The sequence below is a fragment of the Serratia sp. AR11 genome (assembly GCF_056376275.1).
In genome coordinates, this window is sequence record NZ_CM150739.1 from 1,284,820 (window position 1) to 1,301,696 (window position 16,877).

At 56.5% G+C, this 16,877-nt stretch carries 17 protein-coding genes; 1 reads left to right on the forward strand and 16 read right to left on the reverse strand.

Going from position 1 to position 16,877, the window contains the following annotated elements; translation table 11 throughout:
• Positions 1 to 36: 36 nt before the first annotated feature.
• The 11 genes from ybeD to leuS all read right to left on the reverse strand — a co-directional run bounded on the left by ybeD (position 37) and on the right by leuS (position 11,773).
• A complete protein-coding gene (gene ybeD, locus ACSOSI_RS06100) occupies positions 37 to 300 on the reverse strand; it encodes a DUF493 family protein YbeD (protein WP_009636895.1) in 264 nt (87 codons plus the stop codon).
• Between the two features lie 111 nt (positions 301 to 411).
• Positions 412 to 1,623, reverse strand: coding sequence for a D-alanyl-D-alanine carboxypeptidase DacA (gene dacA, locus ACSOSI_RS06105; protein WP_017891907.1), 1,212 nt, complete (start codon positions 1,621 to 1,623; stop codon positions 412 to 414).
• A gap of 178 nt (positions 1,624 to 1,801) precedes the next feature.
• Positions 1,802 to 2,887: an endolytic peptidoglycan transglycosylase RlpA gene (gene rlpA / locus ACSOSI_RS06110; RefSeq protein ID WP_012005637.1), complete on the reverse strand. Its 1,086-nt coding sequence runs from the start codon at positions 2,885 to 2,887 to the stop codon at positions 1,802 to 1,804.
• Positions 2,888 to 2,897: 10 nt separating this feature from the next.
• On the reverse strand, positions 2,898 to 4,010 hold the full coding sequence (gene mrdB, locus ACSOSI_RS06115; protein ID WP_476706709.1) for a peptidoglycan glycosyltransferase MrdB: 1,113 nt from the start codon (positions 4,008 to 4,010) through the stop codon (positions 2,898 to 2,900).
• A gap of 8 nt (positions 4,011 to 4,018) precedes the next feature.
• Entirely contained in the window at positions 4,019 to 5,914 is a 1,896-nt protein-coding gene (mrdA, locus tag ACSOSI_RS06120; protein ID WP_126501370.1) for a peptidoglycan DD-transpeptidase MrdA, read from the reverse strand.
• Between the two features lie 38 nt (positions 5,915 to 5,952).
• On the reverse strand, positions 5,953 to 6,423 hold the full coding sequence (gene rlmH, locus ACSOSI_RS06125) for a 23S rRNA (pseudouridine(1915)-N(3))-methyltransferase RlmH (RefSeq protein ID WP_004949595.1): 471 nt from the start codon (positions 6,421 to 6,423) through the stop codon (positions 5,953 to 5,955).
• A 3-nt stretch (positions 6,424 to 6,426) separates the two neighbouring features.
• A complete protein-coding gene (rsfS, locus tag ACSOSI_RS06130; protein WP_012005640.1) occupies positions 6,427 to 6,744 on the reverse strand; it encodes a ribosome silencing factor in 318 nt (105 codons plus the stop codon).
• Positions 6,745 to 6,932: 188 nt separating this feature from the next.
• Complete coding sequence (nadD, locus tag ACSOSI_RS06135) at positions 6,933 to 7,595, reverse strand: nicotinate-nucleotide adenylyltransferase (protein ID WP_174353226.1); 663 nt, start codon at positions 7,593 to 7,595, stop codon at positions 6,933 to 6,935.
• Positions 7,585 to 8,619, reverse strand: a complete 1,035-nt coding sequence (holA, locus tag ACSOSI_RS06140; RefSeq protein ID WP_261098970.1) for a DNA polymerase III subunit delta — start codon at positions 8,617 to 8,619, stop codon at positions 7,585 to 7,587. Before holA ends, nadD begins: the two co-directional genes overlap by 11 nt.
• Positions 8,616 to 9,176, reverse strand: a complete 561-nt coding sequence (gene lptE, locus ACSOSI_RS06145) for an LPS assembly lipoprotein LptE (RefSeq protein ID WP_012005643.1) — start codon at positions 9,174 to 9,176, stop codon at positions 8,616 to 8,618. The genes holA and lptE overlap by 4 nt, the downstream gene beginning before the upstream one ends.
• A 14-nt stretch (positions 9,177 to 9,190) precedes the next feature.
• Positions 9,191 to 11,773, reverse strand: coding sequence for a leucine--tRNA ligase (gene leuS, locus ACSOSI_RS06150; protein WP_012005644.1), 2,583 nt, complete (start codon positions 11,771 to 11,773; stop codon positions 9,191 to 9,193).
• 266 nt (positions 11,774 to 12,039) lie between these two features.
• On the opposite strand from leuS, the gene ACSOSI_RS06155 reads away from it, so the two are divergent.
• Entirely contained in the window at positions 12,040 to 12,522 is a 483-nt protein-coding gene (locus tag ACSOSI_RS06155; RefSeq protein ID WP_012005645.1) for a zinc ribbon-containing protein, read from the forward strand.
• Between the two features lie 58 nt (positions 12,523 to 12,580).
• On the opposite strand, the gene ACSOSI_RS06160 is transcribed toward ACSOSI_RS06155, so the two are convergent.
• From ACSOSI_RS06160 to ACSOSI_RS06180, 5 genes are all read right to left on the reverse strand, one after another.
• A complete protein-coding gene (locus ACSOSI_RS06160; protein ID WP_411227623.1) occupies positions 12,581 to 13,279 on the reverse strand; it encodes an FMN-dependent NADH-azoreductase in 699 nt (232 codons plus the stop codon).
• A 148-nt stretch (positions 13,280 to 13,427) separates the two neighbouring features.
• Positions 13,428 to 14,360 (reverse strand): pyrimidine-specific ribonucleoside hydrolase RihA, encoded by a 933-nt coding sequence (rihA, locus tag ACSOSI_RS06165; protein WP_017891916.1) that lies wholly within the window; start codon positions 14,358 to 14,360, stop codon positions 13,428 to 13,430.
• Between the two features lie 238 nt (positions 14,361 to 14,598).
• Positions 14,599 to 15,324, reverse strand: a complete 726-nt coding sequence (locus tag ACSOSI_RS06170; protein WP_012005648.1) for an amino acid ABC transporter ATP-binding protein — start codon at positions 15,322 to 15,324, stop codon at positions 14,599 to 14,601.
• Entirely contained in the window at positions 15,324 to 15,998 is a 675-nt protein-coding gene (gene gltK, locus ACSOSI_RS06175; protein ID WP_012005649.1) for a glutamate/aspartate ABC transporter permease GltK, read from the reverse strand. Before gltK ends, ACSOSI_RS06170 begins: the two co-directional genes overlap by 1 nt.
• Positions 15,998 to 16,738, reverse strand: a complete 741-nt coding sequence (locus tag ACSOSI_RS06180) for an amino acid ABC transporter permease (protein ID WP_017891917.1) — start codon at positions 16,736 to 16,738, stop codon at positions 15,998 to 16,000. The genes gltK and ACSOSI_RS06180 overlap by 1 nt, the downstream gene beginning before the upstream one ends.
• Positions 16,739 to 16,877: the final 139 nt, after the last annotated feature.

A 16,877-nucleotide genomic window follows, 5' to 3' on the forward strand; every position in this document is an offset into this window, starting at 1 on the left:
CTGGCCCGGGCTGAAAAGCAGGGTTTTGTGCTGTAATTACAGAACCATGCGGACAATTTCAATGTTGCCCAACTCATCATATAAGGTTTCCACCTGATCGATATGGGTGGCGGTGATGGTGATGGACACGGAGTGGTAATTGCCTTTGCTGCTAGGTTTAACCTGTGGGTTGTAGTCCCCGGGAGCATGGCGCTGCACCACTTCAACCACCTGGTCCACCAGCTCGGGTTGTGCCAGGCCCATTACTTTGTAGGTAAATGAGCAAGGGAATTCGAGCAGTTCGTTCAGTTTAGTTTTCATGTGCGCTCCAGAGTGCGGCTATCGGTATAGCGATTCTATAAATTATAACTCCCGCCGGAGCGGGAGTTAATGTTAATCAGTATATGGGGGCGATTTCGCCCATTTCAACTGTTAACCGAACCAGTGATGGAACATCAGTTTGATGTAATCCACGATACGGCTGAAGAAACCGCCTTCTTTCACTTCGTTCATCACCACCAGTGGGCGCTGATCGATGGTTTTGCCATCGAGCTGGAAGTTGATGCTGCCGACAACCTGGTTTTTCGCCAGTGGTGCATGAATTTCCGGCGTGTTCAGTACGTAGCTGGCTTTGAGATCTTTCATCCGGCCGCGTGGGATGGTCAGGTAAACGTCTTTGTCTACGCCCAACTCAACGCGATCCGCATCGCCGAACCAGACGGGTTCAGACGCAAACTCTTTGCCCACTTTCAGTGGCGCAACGGTTTCGAAGAAGCGGAAGCCCCAGGTCAGCAGTTTCTTGCTCTCGGTTTCACGGCCTTTATAAGTACGACCGCCCAACACCGCAGAGATCAAACGCATCTGGCCTTCGGTCGCAGAAGCGACCAGGTTGTAGCCTGCCGCATCGGTATGACCGGTTTTGATGCCGTCCACGTTCAGGCTGGTATCCCACAGCAGACCGTTACGGTTCATCTGGCGGATATTGTTGAAGGTGAACTCTTTTTCTTTATAAATCGCATATTCGTCCGGCACGTCGCGGATCAGCGCCTGGCCGATCAACGCCATATCGCGCGCCGAACTGTACTGACCCTGTGCATCCAGGCCGTGTACCGTCTGGAAGTGGGTATTCTGCAGGCCCAGCTTGCTGACGTAGGTGTTCATCAGGTTAACGAACGCGTCCTGGCTGCCGGCTACGTAGTCGGCCATCGCCACGCAGGCATCATTACCGGATTGCAGGTTGATGCCGCGGGTCAGCTTGGAGACCGGTACGCGGTCGCCTGGCTTGAGGAACATCAGCGAAGAACCCTTGAATACCGGGTTGCCGGTAGCCCAGGCGTCTTGCCCCACGGTAACCATGTCTTCCTGGCCGATTTTACCTGCTTTCAGCGCCTGGCCGATGACGTAGCTGGTCATCATTTTGGTCAGACTGGCTGGATCGCGGCGGGCATCGGCGTTCATTTCCGCCAAAACTTTACCGGAGTTGTAATCAATCAGGACGTAGGATTCCGCATCGATTTGCGGTACCCCTGGGATCATGGTCTTGATATTAACGTCATCGGCATGCGCAACGGAGGTTGCACTCATCGCGATAACGGTGCCGAGCGCTATGCTCTTGATTAAGCGAAAAGAAGTTACTTGTTTCATGATCGAGACTACAACATCCATGAGGGTAAAATTAAAAACGAGCCACACTATAACAGATGAGATCCCGGCAGGCATTAGCCAATGCTCTGACTAATCGCGCTTTATTGGCTTTAGCTGAAAGAAAATGTTTCAGCTAAAGGAACGCTTATCAACCGCGTTCGCCTGCCGGATATTTGTTTTAAGGTGCGGCAGTGACAAAAGATTGTTGCTGCGCTTCGCTGGCCAGACGCTGCTGCAGTTCGGCGGCTTGCTGACGGCTGCTGAACGGGCCCAGCTGTACGCGATAGACGCTGCCGCTGGCGGCCACTTTACCCGGTACGCCAAACTTTTGGCTCAGGCTTTGTTGCCAGCTCTGCGCGCGTTCGGCACTGCTCAGTGCGCCGACCTGCACCACGTAGCTACCACCAGCAGAAGCATTGGCGGCAACGGCGGCGGAGGCCGCGACCGGTGCGGCAATGGCTGCGGCACTGACGGCAGGTTCAGGCTCTGAGCCTTCCAGCACGCCGGCCGGTACGGCGCTTGGCGCACCCAGGAAACCGCTGCGGCTATTGCCGGTGGTAGCGGCCGGGGCGTTGTCGCCGGTGTTCAAACTGCTGTTGTCAATCGGGTGCACTGCGGCACCGTTGGGGACAGGGACATCCTGTTGCACCGGGGTTCCCATGTTGCTGGAGCCGAGTTCCGGACGTGCGGGCAGGGCGTAGCTTTGTTTGGCAACGGTAGTACCAATGGTGCCAGGGCCGCTTAGAGTGCCGTCCGGGGCCACGTTGATGAAATCAACCTTGACCTTGGTGTTGTTGGACAGGTTCAGGCGGTCGGCGACGGCTTTCGACAAATCGATAATGCGGCCCTGGGTGTAAGGCCCGCGATCGTTTACTCGCACTACCAGTTGGCGGCCGTTGGCCAGGTTGGTCACGCGTACGTAGCTTGGGATCGGCAGCGTTGGGTGCGCGGCGGTTAACCCATTAGGATCGAACTGTTCCCCCAGCGCGGTGGTATTGCCTCGGGCTTCTTCACCGTAGGAGCTGGCCAGACCGGTCTGCGAGAAGTTCTGCGGATCCTTGACGATGCGGTAAGTGTCGCCATTAACCTTATAATCCTGCATGTTATTAGGGTTATAGGGTTCATATTGAGGCTCAACGCCACCGATCTCCACCACGGGGCCGTTATACGGCTGCTGCGGTGGCGCTTGCTGTTCCGTGGTCGGGGCGGTACAGGCGGAAAGTAATACCGCGACAACGCCGACCCAAAGCCATTCCTTACGCATTACTCACCCCTTATAAACTCTTGGACATCATTTTTCGATGCGTGTGGATCGACATGATAATGCCGAACCCAGCCATAAGCACAATCAGCGCCGAACCCCCGTAACTGACCAGAGGCAAAGGTACGCCAACTACCGGCAAAATGCCACTGACCATACCAATGTTAACAAACACATAAACGAACAAAATCAGCATCAGGCCACCGACCATCACCCGACCAAAGGTGGTTTGCGCCTTGGCGGCAATCATCAATCCACGAATGATAACCAGCAGGTACAGCGCCAGCAGCACCAGTACCCCAATCAGCCCCAGTTCTTCGGCCAGGACCGCGAAGATAAAGTCCGTGTGGCGCTCCGGCAGGAATTCCAACTGCGACTGAGTGCCGTGCAGCCAGCCCTTGCCGGACAGGCCGCCTGAGCCGATGGCGATTTTCGACTGAATAATATGGTAACCGGCACCGAGTGGGTCGGTTTCCGGATCCAACAGCATCATCACGCGGTCGCGCTGATAGCCGTGCATCAGGAAGAACCACAGCACCGGGATAAAGGCCGCCAGCAGCACGGCGGCTACGGCGATCAGTGTCCAGCTCATGCCGGACAGGAACAGCACGAACAGGCCGGAGGCGGCAATCAGAATCGAAGTCCCCAGATCGGGCTGCGCGGCGACCAGCAGGGTCGGCAGGAAAATCAGCACCAGCGCAATCGCGGTATTCTTTAGCGAAGGCGGGCAGACGTCACGGTTCATAAAGCGCGCCACCATTAGCGGCACGGCGATTTTAGCGATCTCGGACGGCTGGAAACGCACGAAGCCAAGATCCAGCCAGCGCTGCGCGCCTTTACTGATCTGGCCGAAAGCGTCTACCAGTATCAGCAGGATCACGCAGAAAATATATAAATACGGTGCCCAGCTTTCATAGACCCGCGGCGGGATTTGCGCCATGACGGCCATCACTATCAGCCCCATGACAATCTGGCCGATCTTGCGCTCCATCATGCCAATATCCTGACCGCTGGCGCTCCACATCACGAACGCGCTGTAGACCAGCAGGGCCAGAATTAATAGCAGGAATGTGGGGTCGATATGGATTTTGGTCCAGATCGAGCCCTTTTGTTGGCTTTCAGTCATGTTCTACCTTAATCACCCTCTACGCCTGGTGGCAGTGGGGCTTCAGATGGTAATTGCGTATTGTTGTCGCCCAGCAAGATATGGTCGAGGATCTGACGGGTGATCGTCCCGACCGCCGGACCGGAGCCGCCGTTTTCCAGAATGATGGCGACCGATACCGTTGGATTGTTGAACGGAGCAAAGGCGGTCATCAATTTATGGTCACGCAGGTGTTCCGCCAGTTTGTGGGCGTTGTAGGTTTCGTAGCCGAATACCTGTGCGGTACCCGATTTCGCCGCGGCTTTGTAAGGTGCATCCGAGAAGTACTTACGCGCCGTCCCGTTCGGACGGTTGGCTACACCATACATGCCGTCTTTGGCAATTTCCCAGAAGCCTGAATGAATATCGCCGATCTGCTTGCTCTCTTCCTGGGTGAAGGGCACCAGCGCACCATTGATTCTGGTGCTCTGCAGCAGGTGTGGCGTTTTGACGTTGCCGTCGTTAATCAGCGTGGTCAGTGCCTTGGCCATCTGGATCGGCGTTGCCGTCCAGTAGCCCTGGCCGATGCCCACCGGAATGGTGTCTCCCTGATACCAGGGTTTTTTATAGCGCTTGAATTTCCAGTCGCGGGTCGGCATCAGGCCGGAACGTTCTTCGGACAGATCGATGCCGGTATATTCGCCGTAACCGAACTTGGTCAGCCAGGTCGACAGGCGATCGATACCCATGTCGTAGGCGACCTGATAGAAGAAGGTGTCCGCTGACTCTTCCAGCGCTTTGGTGACGTTCAGGCGGCCATGGCCCCACTTTTTCCAGTCGCGGAAGCGTTTTTCCGAGCCGGGCAATTGCCACCAGCCGGGATCGAACAGGCTGGTGTTTTTGGTGATCACCCCGGCACTGAGCGCCGAGACGGCAATGTAGGGTTTAACCGTAGAAGCCGGTGGATATAACCCCTGCGTGGCGCGGTTAATCAACGGCCGGTTCGGATCGTTGAGCAGCCCCTGATAGTCTTTACTGGAGATGCCATCAACGAACAGGTTCGGATCATAGCTGGGGTTAGAGACCATCGCCAGAATGCCGCCGGTGCGCGGATCGCTCACCACCACGGCCGCACGGCTGCCGACCAGCAACTGCTCGATATAGCGTTGCAGGTTGAGATCCAGCGTCAGGTAAACGTCCTGACCGGCGGAAGGGGGTTGTTCATGCAGTTGGCGGATCACCCGGCCGCGGTTGTTGACTTCAACCTCTTCGTAGCCGGTTTTGCCATGCAGGGTTTCTTCGTAATAGCGTTCGATGCCCAGCTTGCCGATATCGTGCGTGGCGGCGTAGTTGGCCAGCTTGCCGTCTTTATCCAGACGTTCGACGTCGCGGTCGTTGATTTTCGATACGTAGCCGATGACATGGGTCAGGGCGGAGCCATAAGGATAGTAGCGACGCTGGTAGCCTTTGACCTCGACGCCGGGGAAGCGGAACTGGTTAACCGCAAAACGCGCCACCTGGACTTCGTTCAGGGCGGTTTTCACCGGAATGGAGACGAAGCGGCGTGAGCGTTTACGCTCTTTCTCGAAGTTGGTGATGTCTTCGTCGGTCAGATCGACCACCGGACGCAGTGCCTGTAGCGTGGCCTTCAGGTCATCGACCTTTTCCGGCATCAGCTCCAGTTGATAAATGGTGCGATTGAGCGCCAGCGGGGTGCCGTTGCGATCGTAGATAATGCCGCGGCTGGGCGCGATAGGCACCAGTTTTATGCGGTTTTCGTTGGAGCGGGTACGGTAATCCTCAAAGCGGACGATTTGCAGGTTATACAGATTGGCGATGAGGGTGCCGGTCAGCACCAGGATGACCAGGAACGCCACCAGGGCGCGGCGTACAAACAGGGCGGATTCAGCCGTATAGTCGCGAAAAGGGTTACGTTCTATTTTCATCCCGCTGCTTTATTTCACTCTGTCACGGTTACCACCGGTTATTCCCGGTGGTAAGGATGATTTGTTGTAATACTCCAGGCGCGATAGAGGCTTTCAGCCACCAGGACGCGCACTAAAGGATGCGGCAATGTCAAAGGTGAGAGCGACCAACTTTGTTCGGCTGCGGCCTTGCACGCCGGGGCCAGCCCTTCCGGGCCACCAATCAGCAGGCTGACGTTGCGGCCGTCCTGCTTCCAGCGTTCGAGCTGCTGCGCCAACTGCGGCGTTTCCCACGGCGTACCGGGGATATCCAGCGTGACAATGCGATTGCCTTTGCCTACCGCCGCCAGCATCTGTTCGCCTTCCTTTTCCAGAATGCGTTTGATATCGGCATTCTTGCCGCGCTTGCCCGCCGGGATTTCGGTCAGCTCAAACGGCATGTCTTTCGGAAAACGGTGCAGATAATCCATAAAGCCGGTCTGCACCCAGTCTGGCATTTTAGTGCCGACAGCGACCAGTTGCAGTTTCACCGCTTAGCTCCAGAGTTTTTCCAGCTCATACAGACGACGGCTTTCTTCTTGCATCACGTGGACGATCACTTCGCCCAAATCAACCACTATCCAGTCGGAAGCTTCCTGGCCTTTCATGCCATAGAGTTCCATGCCCGCAGAACGGGATTCTTGCACCACGTGGTTGGCGATCGACATCACGTGACGGGTAGAGGTACCGGTGCAGATGATCATGCAATCGGTGATGCTGGATTTACCCTGGACATCCAGAGCGATAATGTCTTGGCCTTTCAGGTCATCAATTTTATCGATGACGAAATCTTGGAGCGCTTTACCTTGCAAAGGTTCCCCCTCGGGAGTGTTCTGTTCATTCGACTGCGGCGGGCAACTGCCCGTTTTGCGGCCTGAATCAATGATAAGTCGGCAGGATGCCGCTGAAAGCCAGCTGGTGACTGCCCGGCCAGCTAAGGTTTCCGGGGTTTTCAGCGAATACCTGAAAAATAGCGGCGCAGTATATCATGCGGCTCTCGCTAGCGATATAAACCCTGTAACTCGATATAGCGCTGTACCGAACGCGGCAGCAGGTCGTCACAGTTGAGGCCCTGGTGGCGACGCTGGCGGATTTCCGTGGCTGAAATTTCCAGCTGCGGCGTATCGGCCAGATAGATATAGCCCTGTGGCTGCCGGCTGAGCAGCGCGGCATCGGTCACCTGATGCTGTTCCAGCCACTGCTGCAGTTCCGGCGTGTCCATTCGGTCATTGTAGCCCGGACGGGCCAGCACCAGCAGGTGGCAGGTATCCAGCAGCGACTGCCAGCGGTGCCACTTGTGCAGCGTCAGCAGCGAGTCCTGGCCAATGATAAACGCCAGCGGCAATGCAGCGCCACGTTCTTTACGAATGGCCTCCAGCGTCTCTATGGTATAGGAGGGCGTGGTGCGGTGCAGTTCGCGATCGTCAACCGCAAACAGCGGGTTGCCGGCGATCGCCAGTTCAACCATCTTCAACCGTTGCTGAGCGTTAGCCTCGGGCTGAGGGCGGTGTGGCGGCACATGATTCGGCAACAGCGTCACCCGGTTCAGGCCTACCTCCGCCGCCAGCGCTTCCACCGGGCGCAGATGGCCGTAATGGATTGGGTCAAAGGTGCCGCCAAACAGGGCGTGCAGGACGGTGGTGTCTTGCGAATTAGTGGGCATCGGAAAAACTCGTGGCCAGAGGTTTGCCGCACAGCAGCATCGACAGGGTTTCCAGTTCCGACCAGACCGACTGGCCGTAATCCTGCTTAAGGGTGATTTCAATCTGCGTCAGCAGATGAACCGCTTGCCGCAACTGGGCACCGGATAACCGCTGCAATGCCTGGGTGACCAGGTTACGGCGGTTTTGCCAGACCTTGTACTGGTCGAACAGCGTACGCAGCGGCACTGACGCCATGCGTCGTTGCAGGTTCAGCAATTGCAGCAATTCGCGTTGCAGGGTGCGCAGCAGGATCACCGGCTCGACATCTTCCTGCTGCATCTGTTGCAGGATATGCCAGGCGCGTTTGCTCTTACCCGCCAGCAGGGCGTCCAGCCAATGGAATGGCGTGAAGTGCGCGGCGTCATTGACCGCCAGCTCGACACGCGGCAGCGTGAGCTTGCCATCCGGATGCAATAACGACAGTCGTTCCAGCGCCTGCGACAGCGCCAGCAGGTTGCCTTCATAGCAGTAACACAGCAACTGATTGGCCGCGTCGTCCAGTTCCAGCTTCATGCTTTTGGCGCGCTGGGCTACCCAGCGGGGTAACTGCGCCTGCTCCGGTGTCTGGCAACTGACGTAAGCGCCATGCGGGCTGAGTGCCTTGAACCAGGCGCTGTTTTCCTGAGCTTTGGTGAGGCGTGGCCCACGCAGCATCAGCAAAATATCGTCATGCAGCAGAGCAGCCAGCTTGATCAACTGTTCGCCTATCGGGGCGGTCGGCCCGTTTTCAGGGAAGATCAGCAACAGCGTCTGACGGCTGGCGAACAGACTCATCGCCTGACAGATGCTGAAAATGGCGTCCCAGTCGGTATGGGCATCAAGCGAAATGCTGTAGTGCTCGGTGAACTGGTGCTGCTGTGCCGTCTGGCGGATCAGATCCTGACTTTCCTGCAACAGCAGCGGTTCATTGCCACTCAATAAATAACAAGCGCGCAGCCCCTCTCGGAGCTGCGCGGCAAGTTGTTCAGGGTAAATACGGATCATTGATCTACGCGACTGGCCGCTTTTTCACCGGCCGCAGCGGCTTTCTGCTGCGTTTCTTCTTCCGCCGCGTGCACCGTCAGCAGTTTACGCACCAGTTGCTGGGCGGCCTGCTCACGCATTTCCTGGCGAATAATTTCCTGTTCGGAATCTTTTGCCAGTGCGGTCAGCGGGTTATCGAAGAACGAACGGAATACTTTCACGTTCAGCGGATACAGATCGTGACCCGGGATCAACACCTGTGCCTGGACCGTCAGCACCATCTGGTACTCAGCGGTTTTACCGTCCTGGAAGATAGAGGCGGTATCCTGGCTTTCGGTGGCGCCAATGATGCGCAGGGAAGGGAGATCCTTGCGTTTTGCATCTTTGACAATGGTCACGTCGCTCAGACGTAATTGCTCACGCACGGCGCGGGTCAGCGGACCATAAGGGTCTGAGCTGTCCAGAATCAGCGTTTTCATTTCCGAGGGTACCTGCGTGGTGCCACGCAGGTGAAAACCGCAGCCGGCGGTGACCAGCACCGCCAACCCCAGCAACAGCGTCAGAATACGTTGTCGCACAATTCCTCCTTGTGTTAACCCACAACCAGGTTAAGCAATTTGCCCGGAACATAGATCACTTTACGAACCGTAACCCCGTCCAGATATTTAGCGACCAGATGTTCCTCAGCGGCGCGCGCGCGCACCTGCTCTTCGGTTGCATCTGCTGCCACAGTAATTTTAGCGCGGACCTTGCCGTTGACCTGTACTACCACCAGCTTGGAGTCTTCGACCATCGCCTGCTCGTCGGCTTGCGGCCAGGCTGCGGTGTCCACATCGCCTTCACCGCCCAACGCCTGCCACAGTGAGAAGCACACGTGCGGAGTGAACGGATACAGCATGCGGACCACTGCCAGCAGGGCTTCCTGCAGCAGAGCGCGATCCTGCTCGCTTTCCTGCGGAGCACGGGCCAGCTTGTTCATCAGCTCCATCACGGCGGCAATGGCGGTGTTGAAGGTCTGACGACGGCCGATATCGTCGGTCACTTTGGCGATGGTTTTGTGCAGATCGCGGCGCAGCGCTTTCTGGTCTTCCGTCAGCGTTGCTACGTTCAGCGGCTGTACGGCACCTTTTTCCAGGTGTTCGTAGGACAGTTTCCACACGCGTTTCAGGAAGCGGTTCGCCCCTTCCACGCCGGATTCCTGCCATTCCAGCGTCATTTCTGCCGGCGAGGCGAACATCATGAACAGACGCACGGTATCCGCACCGTATTTCTCAACCATCACCTGCGGGTCGATGCCGTTGTTTTTCGACTTCGACATTTTGCTCATGCCAGCATAGACCAGTTCACGACCTTGTGGATCGGTGGCTTTGATAATGCGGCCTTTGTCATCGCGTTCAACGATGGCGTCGGCTGGGGAAACCCAGACGCGTTCGCCGCTGTTGCCGCTGTAATAGAAGGCGTCTGCCAGCACCATGCCCTGACACAGCAGGCGTTTTGCCGGCTCGTCGGAATCGACCAGGCCCGCGTCACGCAGCAGCTTGTGGAAGAAGCGGAAGTACATCAGGTGCATGATGGCGTGTTCGATACCACCGACATACTGATCGACCGGCAGCCAGTAGTTGGCGGCGGCCGGATCCAGCATGCCCTTGTCGTACTGCGGGCAGGTGTAGCGTGCGTAGTACCAGGAAGACTCCATAAAGGTGTCGAAGGTGTCGGTTTCACGCAGCGCCGGCTGGCCGTTAACGGTGGTTTTCGCCCACTCGGGATCGGCCTTGATCGGGCTGGTAATGCCGTCCATCACCACGTCTTCCGGCAGGATCACCGGCAGTTGGTCTTCCGGGGTCGGCATTACGGTGCCGTCTTCCAGCGTGACCATTGGGATTGGCGCACCCCAGTAACGTTGACGGGAAACGCCCCAGTCGCGCAGACGGTAGTTAACCTTGCGCTGGCCGACGCCTTTGGCGACCAGCTTGTCGGCAATGGCGTTGAAACCGTCCTGGTGGTCCAAACCGTCAAACTCGCCGGAATTGAACAGCGTGCCTTTCTCGGTCATCGCTTCTGCCTGGACATCCGGTTGGCTGCCATCGAGCGCCAGCACTACCGGTTTGATCGGCAAACCGTATTTGGTGGCGAATTCCCAGTCACGCTGGTCGTGAGCCGGAACGGCCATTACCGCGCCGGTGCCGTATTCCATCAGCACGAAGTTGGCGACCCAAACCGGCACTTGCTCGCCGGACAGCGGATGGATGGCGAACAGGCCGGTCGGCATGCCTTTCTTCTCCATCGTTGCCATTTCGGCTTCGGCCACTTTGGTGTTGCGGCATTCTTCGATAAATTCAGCCAGCGCCGGGTTGTTCACCGCGCCTTGTTGCGCCAATGGGTGACCCGCGGCAACGGCCACGTAGGTCGCACCCATAAAGGTGTCTGGACGGGTGGTGTAAACGGTCAGTTTCTCGTCGCTGCCCGCCACGTCAAAGGTGATATCCACCCCTTCGGAACGGCCAATCCAGTTGCGCTGCATGGTTTTCACCTGCTCTGGCCAGCTTTCCAGCGTATCGAGATCGTTCAGCAGTTGATCGGCGTAATCGGTGATTTTGATAAACCACTGTGGGATTTCTTTACGCTCGACCTTGGTGTCGCAGCGCCAGCAGCAGCCGTCGATAACCTGTTCGTTGGCCAGCACGGTCAGATCGTGCGGACACCAGTTGACCGCAGAGGTCTTCTTGTAGACCAGGCCTTTTTCGTACAGCTTGGTGAAGAACCATTGTTCCCAACGGTAGTAATCCGGATCGCAGGTAGCGATCTCGCGATCCCAGTCGTAGCCGAAGCCCAGCAGTTTTAGCTGGTTCTTCATGTATTCGATGTTGTCGTAGGTCCACGGGGCCGGCGCGGTGTTGTTTTTAACTGCGGCGCCTTCCGCCGGCAGGCCGAACGCATCCCAGCCGATCGGCTGTAGTACGTTTTTACCCAGCATGCGCTGATAGCGCGAGATCACGTCGCCGATAGTGTAGTTACGAACGTGCCCCATGTGCAGACGGCCTGATGGGTATGGCAGCATGGATAGGCAGTAATACTTTTCCTTGCTCGCGTCTTCGGTAACCTTGAAAGTCTGCTTCTCTTGCCAGTGAAGCTGTACGTTCGATTCTATGTCTTCTGGACGGTATTGCTCTTGCATGGCGGCTGGTGGTCCTGTAGGTGTAAAACAGCTACATCCGTAGCATTCTGTTGAGTACTTATAGATCCGCATAGCATAGCTGATAAGACCTCTCGGCAACAACACCAAGCGCCCGACTCGGCGTATTTAAAAAATCTCCGCCATGATATGACTCACATCTTGAGGATCCCGTGCCTTGCCAAGTGACATCAGCAATTTACCGCTAAAATGATAAGAGCTACTTTGAAGAGGTAAGCCCTGTCACGTAAGTTCATCGAGGAGAGATTATGAACAAGGTTGCTCAGTACTACCGCGAATTGGTGGCATCTCTGACCGAACGCCTGAAAAATGGCGAACGTGATATTGATTCACTGGTGGCGAGCGCTGAAAAACGGCTGAACGAAGCCGGTGAGCTGACGCGCGATGAAGTGGAGCAGGTGACCCTGGCGGTACGGCGCGATCTGGAAGAGTTTGCGCGCAGTTACCAGGAAAGCCGGGACGAATTTACCGACAGCGTTTTTATGCGGGTGATTAAAGAGAGCCTGTGGCAGGAACTGGCGGACATTACCGACAAAACCCAGTTGGAATGGCGCGAAGTTTTCAAGGACGTCAGCCACCATGGCGTTTACCACAGCGGTGAGGTGGTCGGCCTGGGGAATTTGGTGTGCGAGCAGTGTCATCATCATTTGGCGTTTTACACGCCGGAAGTGTTGCCGCTATGCCCGAAATGTGGCCATGACCAGTTTCAGCGTCGGCCTTTCGAACCTTGATTTTTCCCGCACCCTGGCCTTTTCCTGTGCGGAAAGGGCCGGGGCAGGGAGATCGTGATTAACCGAACAGTTTTTTCATCAGGTTACTGAGGAAACCGCCGCCGGCCGGCGCTGTGGCCAGTTCAGGCTGGTTTGCGAGGGCGGCGTATACCGTCGCAGGCACTTTCTGCGCAACCGCTATGCGGCTGTCCTGCGCTGCTTTTTCTGCCGCTTCCGGCCCGTAAGCAAAACCTTCCGCCAACACGAACTCCACGTCAGTAATACCGATGAACCCCAGGAACAGCTTCAGGTAAGGCGTGATCAGGTCGGTTGGTGTCTCGGCATGGATACCGCCGCGGCTGGAGATGACGATCGCTTTTTTACCGGTGACCAGGCCTTCGGAACCCTCGGAGGTATAACGGAAGGTTTGGCCGGCACGCGCGACCAGGTCGAAATAGATTTTCAACTGGGTCGGGATATTGAAGTTGTACATTGGGGCGCTGATGATAATGGTGTCGTGCGATTTCAGCTCGGCAATCAGCTCATCGGAAAGCGCCAGCGTTTTTTGCTGATGTGGCGTTAAGGGCTTATCACCGGCGCTAAAGCCGCCAATCACTTCACCATCCAGTTCCGGCAGGGTCGGGTTGGCCAGATCGCGGAAGGTAAAACTGTCGCTTGGGTGTGCTTCACGCCACTGTTGAACAAAAAAATCGACTAATTTTCCAGACTGGGAGTAATCGCCCAGGATACTTGATTTCAGGACCAGTATACGACTCATGCGGATATCTCCAGGCTTGCTCTAAGGTTGCCAGCGTTCGCTGTGCGTTTAAAGCATCTTAGAGGCAAGCCTGGGCCAGTGATAGCGTAAAAATTCGCTGAGTTAAATCAAAAAAACTGAATGCTGACTATGTTGGTGTCCCCGCGGGTCAGTAACGCGCGACGCGTTCGGCCAGCAGATTGATAAACCCTTCACGATCGATATCGGTCAGCACTTCCACGTTAGCCGCTTTGCCGTTTTGTCCGAAGATATCCACCACCGTCATCCCCTGGGTGTACTCTCCTTTGGTCTCTACACCTACCCAGCGTTCGATACTGCCAAACAGCCGTGGTGCCAACAGCCAGGCGATGGTGCAGGGGTCGTGCATCGCGGCGCCGGGCAATCCGCGCGGGTGGCTGAGATACAGCGGCAGGTAGAAGTCGAGCATTTCTGCTACCGCCTGCGCGACCGGGTTGTCAATCTGGCGGATTCGTTCGATATCCTGCGGCAGTACCAGCGCCTGATGGGTGACGTTCAGACCCGCCATGGTCAGCGGCACGCCGGATTTGAGTACCATTTCGGCGGCTTCCGGGTCGACGAAAATATTAAATTCCGCCACCGGGGTGGTGTTGCCGGCGTTCATGCCGCCGCCCATAAAGACGATACGCTCGATGTTGCCTTTCAGCTCAGGGTGTTGAGCCAGCAGCAGGGCGATATTGGTCATTGGACCGGTAACCACCAGAGTGATGGGTTGCGGGCTGCTGCGCAACAGGCTGGCGATCAGTTCGACGGCGCTTTGTTTTACCGGCTTGATGGTGGGCGTTGGCAGATGGGTATTGCCCATGCCGGTTTTGCCATGCACATAGTCGGCAATCACCAACTCACGCATTAGCGGGGCTGCAGCACCGGCGGCGACAGGAATGTCTTCGCGTTTCATCAGCGTCAGCAGCCCGAGCGCGTTATGCAGGGTTTTCTCCGGCGTCTGGTTACCGGCAGAGGTGGTAATGGCTTTCACTTCAAGTTCCGGTGAACTCAGTGCCATAGCAAGGGCAATGGCGTCGTCGAGGCCGGGATCGCAATCGATAATGATAGGGCGAGGCATAGAGATCTCCTTGTAGTTGTGTTCCGAGCATCGGATCAAAACCAGGGAGAAACAAGCGCTTTTAGTGCCGGGAGAGGGGAGATGCGCCCCGAATGGAGCGCATGCATATTGAGGCAAGCGTTGTTTTTTCTCCTGAGATACCCGGGCCTAGCGCACCGAGGGGCGCTCCGGCAGCTAAAGCTGCTACGACCCCTTCGGCACGCTCTCCCTAATAACGGGCACGAGCGCATCAGATAAATCAGTGCAGGATTTTTGCCAGGAAGTCTTTGGCACGCTCAGACTCGGGGTTGTTGAAGAAGTCGTCTTTATTGCGGTCTTCGACAATTTTGCCTTCGTCCATAAAGATCACCCGGTTGGCGACCTTGCGGGCAAAGCCCATTTCGTGGGTCACCACCATCATGGTCATGCCTTCGTTCGCCAGTTCGACCATCACGTCGAGCACTTCGTTGATCATTTCCGGATCGAGCGCCGAGGTGGGTTCATCGAACAGCATGGCGATAGGATCCATGCACAGCGCACGGGCGATAGCCACACGCTGCTGCTGGCCACCGGAAAGCTGGCCGGGGAACTTGTTGGCATGAGCTGTCAGGCCGACGCGTTCCAGTAACTTCAGGCCTTTCTCGCGTGAGGCGGCTTTATCGCGCTTGAGCACTTTTACCTGTGCCAGCGTCAGGTTGTCGATGATCGACAGGTGCGGGAACAGCTCAAAGTGCTGGAACACCATGCCGACCTTGGAACGCAACTGCGCCAGGTTGGTTTTCTTGTTGTTGACCGGGGTACCGTTCACCAGGATATCGCCCTGCTGGATCGGCTCCAGGCCGTTGACGGTTTTGATCAGGGTAGATTTTCCCGAGCCTGAAGGACCGCAGACTACCACCACCTCACCTTTTTTGACTTCGGTGGTGCAATCGGTCAGAACCTGAAAGTGACCGTACCACTTAGAAACATTTTTCAGGGATATCATCAAACAGTCCTTTTCTTCAAATAGCTTACCAGCGCCGAGGCGGCGAGACTGATAACAAAGTAGACAAAGCCGGCGAACAGGATCATTTCAACCTGGGTGCCGTCGCGCTCGCCGATGGTTGAGGCGGTACGGAAGAAGTCAGCCAGGCTCAGTACGTAGACCAGAGAAGTATCCTGGAACAGTACGATGCCCTGAGTCAGCAGCAGTGGCACCATGGCGCGGAACGCCTGCGGCAAAATAACCAGTTTCATTGACTGCCAGTGGCTCATGCCCAGCGCCAACGCGGCGGAAGACTGGCCGCGCGAGATGCTGATAATCCCGGCGCGGATGATTTCCGAGTAATAGGCCGCTTCAAACAGGGAAAAGGCTACCATAGCCGAGATCAGGCGAATATCGGTTTTCGGCGACAGCCCCAGAACTTGTTGTAATAAGCTTGGAACCACCAGATAGAACCACAGCAGCACCATCACCAGCGGCACCGAACGGAACAGGTTGACGTACAGCGCGGCAAACCAGCTGATGGGCTTGAATGGCGACAGACGCATGACGGCCAGAATGGTGCCCCAAAGGATACCGAAGACGATAGCGGTCACGGTGATCTTCAGCGTGATCAACAGACCTTGCAGCAGGTAAGGGAAGCTTGGGACAATTGATGCCCAGTCAAATTCGTACATTATTTACTCCCCAGATTGCCAGGCAACTGCACTTTTCGCTCTACCAGTCGCATAAACAGCATGATCACGGCGTTGATGGCGATGTAGGCCAGCGTAATCGCGGTAAAGGATTCATAGGCATGCGCGGAGTAATCCAGCAGTTTGCCGGCCTGCGCAGCCATGTCGACCAGCCCGATGGTGGAAGCGATGGCGGAGTTTTTAACCAGGTTAAGCATTTCCGAGGTCATCGGCGGCACAATCACCCGATAGGCGTTCGGCAACAGCACGTAGCGATAGGTTTGCGGCAGCGTCAGGCCCATGGCCAGTCCGGCGGCTCTTTGACCGCGTGGCAGTGACTGAATGGCCGCGCGGACCTGTTCACATACGCGGGCGGCGGTAAACAGCCCCAGGCACAGCATCGAGGAAACGAAGAACTGCACGTTAGGATCGAGTTCGGTTTTGAACCACATGCCGATATTGGCCGGCAGCAGTTCCGGGATCACCAGATACCAGGTAAAGAATTGCACGATCAGCGGCACGTTACGGAACAGTTCGACGTAACAGGTACCGAGGGTGGAAAGAAAGCGGTTGGGTACGGTACGCAAAATACCGAATAGCGAACCGACAAAGAAAGCGATAATCCATGCACAGACGGAGAGGGCTACCGTGACCTGAAAGCCGGACCAAATCCAGCCGAGGTAAGTGGTATTCCCAAACGGGGCCTGCTGCAGGAAGATACCCCAGTTCCAATCTATTGACATAACAAACTCCGTTAAGCGGGCGCAGAGCGCCTAAAGATTGATGACTATTCACGCCGAAAGTACCGCGGCCAGTCGGGCTGACCTGTCTGTGCGGCATCGGTGGTGCGTTAAGGGGAAAATGCGGGAGGGGAACGGCCTC

Bases quoted from the DNA above. Each gene is read 5' to 3' on its own strand.
- ACSOSI_RS06160 (WP_411227623.1), bottom strand. From the start codon at position 13,279: ATGAGTCGTATACTGGTCCTGAAATCAAGTATCCTGGGCGATTACTCC.
- leuS (WP_012005644.1), bottom strand. From the start codon at position 11,773: ATGCAAGAGCAATACCGTCCAGAAGACATAGAATCGAACGTACAGCTT.
- holA (WP_261098970.1), bottom strand. From the start codon at position 8,619: ATGATCCGTATTTACCCTGAACAACTTGCCGCGCAGCTCCGAGAGGGG.
- rihA (WP_017891916.1), bottom strand. From the start codon at position 14,360: ATGCCTCGCCCTATCATTATCGATTGCGATCCCGGCCTCGACGACGCC.
- mrdB (WP_476706709.1), bottom strand. From the start codon at position 4,010: ATGACTGAAAGCCAACAAAAGGGCTCGATCTGGACCAAAATCCATATC.
- ybeD (WP_009636895.1), bottom strand. From the start codon at position 300: ATGAAAACTAAACTGAACGAACTGCTCGAATTCCCTTGCTCATTTACC.
- rlpA (WP_012005637.1), bottom strand. From the start codon at position 2,887: ATGCGTAAGGAATGGCTTTGGGTCGGCGTTGTCGCGGTATTACTTTCC.
- ACSOSI_RS06170 (WP_012005648.1), bottom strand. From the start codon at position 15,324: ATGATATCCCTGAAAAATGTTTCTAAGTGGTACGGTCACTTTCAGGTT.
- ACSOSI_RS06180 (WP_017891917.1), bottom strand. From the start codon at position 16,738: ATGTCAATAGATTGGAACTGGGGTATCTTCCTGCAGCAGGCCCCGTTT.
- dacA (WP_017891907.1), bottom strand. From the start codon at position 1,623: ATGAAACAAGTAACTTCTTTTCGCTTAATCAAGAGCATAGCGCTCGGC.
- ACSOSI_RS06155 (WP_012005645.1), top strand. From the start codon at position 12,040: ATGAACAAGGTTGCTCAGTACTACCGCGAATTGGTGGCATCTCTGACC.
- nadD (WP_174353226.1), bottom strand. From the start codon at position 7,595: ATGCCCACTAATTCGCAAGACACCACCGTCCTGCACGCCCTGTTTGGC.
- mrdA (WP_126501370.1), bottom strand. From the start codon at position 5,914: ATGAAAATAGAACGTAACCCTTTTCGCGACTATACGGCTGAATCCGCC.
- gltK (WP_012005649.1), bottom strand. From the start codon at position 15,998: ATGTACGAATTTGACTGGGCATCAATTGTCCCAAGCTTCCCTTACCTG.